The organism is Streptomyces sp. CBMA29, from assembly GCF_014596445.1.
Taxonomy (GTDB): domain Bacteria; phylum Actinomycetota; class Actinomycetes; order Streptomycetales; family Streptomycetaceae; genus Actinacidiphila.
Genome location: NZ_MECL01000070.1, coordinates 1 through 4,717 on the forward strand (window position 1 = coordinate 1; position 4,717 = coordinate 4,717).

The window sequence follows — 4,717 nt, forward strand, 5'->3', positions numbered from 1 at the left end:
GTTGGCTGCCCTCGTCCTGCACACCGGCCCGCCCCTCGCGGACCGCGTCCACGCCCGCCGGGTCACCGCCCTCGGCCAGCCGTACCGCGTACGGCGACCAGCGGCCCGGCTCCGTCGTGTCCGGCGGCAGCGACTCCATCAGCTCGCGCGCGGTCGACCGGCCGGGGCGCGCGACCAGCGTCACCTCGGGCCGCTCGTTGTCGGCCGCCAGCAGGTCCTCGATCCCGGCCCGGCCGCCGCCGAGCGCGTCCCACAGCGCCGAGACGACCCAGCGCGGATGCGAGTGCACGACGGCCAGGTGGTCCTCGGGGTCGTCGTCGTACGGCGGCGCGACCAGTTCGAGCCACTCGTCCAGGTCGTGCGCGGAGACCTTCCGCAGCACCGCGTTGACGAACTTCGCCCGCCCGTCGCCGAGCACCACCCTGGCCAGCTCCACGCTCGCCGACACCGCCGCGTGCGTCGGGATACGCGTCCCGAGCAGCTGGTGGGTGCCCAGCGCCAGCACGTCGAGCACCGGCGGGTCCACCTCGCGCAACGGCCGGTCCACGCACGCCGCGATCACCGCGTCGTACGTTCCCTGCCGCCGCAGCGTCCCGTAGACCAGCTCCGTCGCCAGCGCGGCGTCCCGCCGGTCGAACTCCCGGCCCTTCTTCACCGCCTCCGCCTCCGCGGCCTTCAGCAGGCCCGGCAGCACCAGATTCGCGTACGCGTCCCGCTCCCCCACCGCCCGCAGCGCCTCGAACGCCAGGATCCTGACGGGGTCACGCTGGGGTCGGCGGTACGGCTTGCCCTGCGGGCGGCGGCGCGGCTGGTCGTTCACGTGTAAAAGTGCTCCGATTTTTACGAAGGTCGGTCGCCCTCCACCCTAAGCGCCTCCAGCGCGGGGTTTTCCCGCCCGCACAGCCCGTCCAGGTGGGAATCCGTCCGCGCCACGGACAGGTCGCCCGCCGCCGGCGGGCAACCGGCGCTGGACGCCAGCCGACAACGAGATCGCAGGGGCCGCCATAGGGCGGCAAGAACCCGTCCTAGGCTCCGAGGCGGGAGCCGGAGGGGATACGGGCGCCCCGGGCCCAGTCGGCGGCAGCCATCCGCTTCTTGCCCTGCGGCTGCACCTCCCCGAGGAGGACGGCGTGGCTCCCCGTCCCGACGTACACGGCGTTCTTGGCGACGCCCAGCTCGCCGGGGGCGAGGTCGACGCGGTCGGGCTGGGGCCGGACGGGGCCGAGCTTGAGGCGTTCGCCGGAGGTCAGGGTCCAGGCGCCGGGCGCGGGGGTGCAACCCCGGATGAGGCGGTCGACCCGGAGCGCGGGCGCGGTCCAGTCGACGGCGGCGTCCTCGACGGTGATCTTGGGTGCGAGGGTGACCCCGTCGGCGGGCTGGGGCCGGGCGACGAGGCGGCCGTCCTCGATGCCGTCCATGGTGGCGACGAGCAGCCCGGCGCCGCTGCGGCCGAGCCGGGTGAGCAGGTCGCCGCTGGTGTCGGTCGGGCCGATCTCCTCGGTGAGGACGCCGTAGACGGGCCCGGAGTCGAGCCCCTGCTCGATGAGGAAGGTGGACGCGCCGGTGACCTCGTCACCGGCCATGACCGCGTGCTGCACGGGCGCGGCGCCGCGCCAGGCGGGCAGCAGCGAGAAGTGCAGATTGATCCAGCCGTGCGCGGGGACATCGAGCGCGACCTTGGGCAGCAGCGCGCCGTAGGCGACGACCGGGCAGGCGTCGGGGGCGATCTCCCGCAGCCGGGCGAGGAAGTCCTCGTCGCGCGGGCGGACGGGCTTGAGGATCTCGATCCCGGCCTCGGCCGCCCGCTCGGCGACGGGGCTGGCCAGCAGCTTGCGGCCGCGCCCGGCCGTCGCGTCGGGCCGGGTCACGACGGCGACGACCTCGTGCCGGTCGGAGGCCAGCAGTGCGTCCAGTGCGGGTACGGCGACCTCGGGGGTGCCGGCGAAGACGAGCCTCATCGTGCGGGGTGTGCCTCTCGATGGTGGTTCACGGGCGGGACGGCCGACAGCGGCGCGCGGGCGCTCACATACCGCGCCCGAAGGTGTCGTGCGGCGAGATCTTCACCTGCGGCACGCTGTTCTCGCCCGGCACCCGCCAGATGCCGTCCGGGCCCTCGGTCGCCTCGCGGATCGCCTTGAGCGCGGCCTTGCGCCGCTCGGTGTCGAGCCGGTCGATGAAGATGACCCCGTCCAGGTGATCCGTCTCGTGCTGGATGCAGCGGGCGAGCCGCTGCGTGCCCTCGATCGTGACCGGGTCGCCGTACATGGTGAAGCCCTTGGCGACGACGCCGTACGCGCGCTTGCAGTCGTACGTCAGGCCCGGCAGCGACAGGCAGCCCTCGGGGCCGTCCTGCTCGTCCTCGGTGAGGGTCAGCTCGGGGTTGATCAGGTGGCCCAGCTCGCCCTCGACGAAGTAGGTGAACACCCGCAGGGAGACGCCCAGTTGCGGCGCCGCCAGGCCCGCGCCGGGCGCGTCCCGCATGGTGTCGGTCAAGTCCTGTACGAGGGTGCGCAGTTCCTTGTCGAAGGTCGTGACCGGCTGCGCCGTCATGCGCAGCACCGGGTCACCGAAGAGGCGGATGGGCTTGACGGACACGGCGGCGGTCTCCTGGACGGGCGTACGGCGGCGGCTCCGGACGCCGGGTGCCGGCCGTCCTGACCGCCCCGGGGACGGGGCAGGGGTCAATTCTAGAGGCGCGTTCGGCCCGGCGTGGCGGGGGTGCACGCCCGGCCGCGCGCCCCCCGAGGGGTGGGCTGCGCCCCTTGCTGCGTGACTCCATGGGCGGCTGGCGCGTTGGTCAAGAGAGTTTGCCCGAATTCGGGTCAATGCACACGGCCCATTCCTTAAGTAACCGCCGGTTGGAGAGGCTTGTTGATGCCCGACCACGCAACCCCTGACGCCCAGGCACGGGCCAGCCTGCACCTGCTGGTGCGGGACATCGAAAGGGTCCGCCGCCAAGTGGACGCGCTGCGGACCCTGACCGCCCAGTTGGGCAACGTCTACCGGCCGCGCCGCAGCGGCCCCACCGCCGGATTCGTCGTGTACGGCCGCGCGCCCGCCCCGACCGTCCGGCTCGCCCAGGAGCTGCGCGACAGCGTGGAGACCCTGGTCACCGCGGCCGTGGAGTTCGACCGCTCCCTGGGGTTCTCCTGGGACGCCGTCGGCTCCGCGCTCGGCGTGACCAAACAGGCCGTGCACCGCCGGTACGGCGGGCGCCGCAGCGCGCCTCCCGGACCCGACGAGCAGGCCGCCTCCGGGCACGGGGTGGTGACCGGCAGCCCCGCGCCCCTCGCGTCCGTCCCCGCCGCCCGTTCCATGCCGGGGGCGCTCCCCTTGGGCGCCCTGGAATCGCGCGAGCCGCGCGAAGCTCTTGAGTCCCGCGAGGACCGTGAGGGTGCCGTCACGTCCTTCCCCGGGCCGCGCAACGGCTGATCCTCCGCCCCCACCCGCGCCGCAGTCCCGCCGCCGCCGCTCGCCACGCCGACAGGTCGAGCACAGCGCGCCTGCGGCGCGCTTCTGGTGGGGGGTGAGCCGCAGCTCACCCCCCACCCCACGCCACCCACCGGGGGTGGATCCCCCCTCCACGGCCCGATCCCACCCGACGGTCCGCCGTGGCTTGTCGCGCAGTTCCCCGCGCCCCTGACGGGGCACCCTCGTGCGCTGGCAGCCGCGCAGCGGGCTCGCTCCCCCGGCGGGGCGCGGGGAACTGCGCGGCCGGCCACGGCGGGCCGCGCTCTGAGGAGGGACCGTTGGGGGTGGGCGGCCGGGGGAACCCTCCGCGGGAGGCGGTCAGCCGATGTCGGGGGGGTCCATGCGGATGTGGACCGGGTCGGAGACGCCTCGGGTGGCGCGAGCGATCTGGGCCTCTTTGAGGGCGGCGGCGAGGGCGGAGCCGGTGCCGGGGGGGACGCGGAGCAGAAGCCGCTCCCACTGCTCGCCGGGCGGCGGCTCCCCGTGGCGGCGGGTGCGGCCGGGGCCGGACGTGGGGACGGGCAGGGGCACGGGCCCGAGCTGGTCGGTACCCGGCGGGAGCCGCAAGGTGTCGAGGAGGTCGACCACGGCGGCCGGCGGCCCGACGACCGAGGCCATCCGGGAGACCGGCGGAAAGCGCAGCTCGGCCCGTTCGGCCAGCTCGCGCAGGGCGTGCCCGGCGGGGTCCCAGCGGACGAGGGCCTGGACGGGCCGCAGGGTCGGCTCGCCGAGGACGACGACGGTGCCGCCGTCGCCCGCGGGCCGTACGAGGGCGGCGGCGTGCGCCCAGCGCCGGAGCGCTTCCTCACCGGCGCGCAGGTCCGGCCGGTTCAGCAGGGCCCAGCCGTCGAGCAGCAGGGCCGCCGCGTAGCCGGTGTCGGCGACGGGTTCGGCGCCGGGAGTGGCGATGACCAGCGCGGGGGCCGCGCCGACCGAGGCGAGGACGGTGTCGCGCCCCGAGGTGCGTACCGGCACCTTGGGGAAGGCGCGCCCCAGCTCTTCGGCCGTGCGCCGCGCGCCCACGATCTGGGCGCGGAGCCGGAAGCCGCCGCACTCGGGGCAGTGCCAGTCGGCGGCGGGCCGCCCGCACCAGCCGCAGTGCGGGGTGCCGCCCTGCTCGCGTACTTCGAGCGGCCCTGCGCAGGCGGTGCACCGGGCGGGTTCGCGGCAGTTGTCGCAGGCGAGCCGGGGTACGTACCCGCGGCGCGGCACCTGGACGAGCACCGGGCCGCGCGCCAGCGCCTCC

4 protein-coding genes and 1 pseudogene are annotated in these 4,717 nt (G+C 75.5%); 1 reads left to right on the top strand and 4 read right to left on the bottom strand.

Features of this window, described 5'->3' with window-relative positions:
* From BGM09_RS10815 to def, 3 genes are all read right to left on the bottom strand, one after another.
* Positions 1 to 820, bottom strand: an 820-nt coding sequence (locus BGM09_RS10815) for a transcription antitermination factor NusB (RefSeq protein ID WP_317452639.1), incomplete at its 3' end; no start/stop codon positions are given.
* 205 nt (positions 821 to 1,025) lie between these two features.
* Positions 1,026 to 1,958: a methionyl-tRNA formyltransferase gene (gene fmt, locus BGM09_RS10820; protein WP_188281289.1), complete on the bottom strand. Its 933-nt coding sequence runs from the start codon at positions 1,956 to 1,958 to the stop codon at positions 1,026 to 1,028.
* A gap of 64 nt (positions 1,959 to 2,022) precedes the next feature.
* Positions 2,023 to 2,595 (bottom strand): peptide deformylase, encoded by a 573-nt coding sequence (gene def / locus BGM09_RS10825; protein WP_317452640.1) that lies wholly within the window; start codon positions 2,593 to 2,595, stop codon positions 2,023 to 2,025.
* Between the two features lie 279 nt (positions 2,596 to 2,874).
* On the opposite strand from def, the gene BGM09_RS10830 reads away from it, so the two are divergent.
* Positions 2,875 to 3,432, top strand: a complete 558-nt coding sequence (locus BGM09_RS10830; protein ID WP_188281291.1) for a hypothetical protein — start codon at positions 2,875 to 2,877, stop codon at positions 3,430 to 3,432.
* A 357-nt stretch (positions 3,433 to 3,789) separates the two neighbouring features.
* Here BGM09_RS10830 and BGM09_RS10835 read toward each other — a convergent pair.
* Positions 3,790 to 4,717 (bottom strand): annotated as a pseudogene (locus BGM09_RS10835) (primosome assembly protein PriA); the annotation flags it as partial.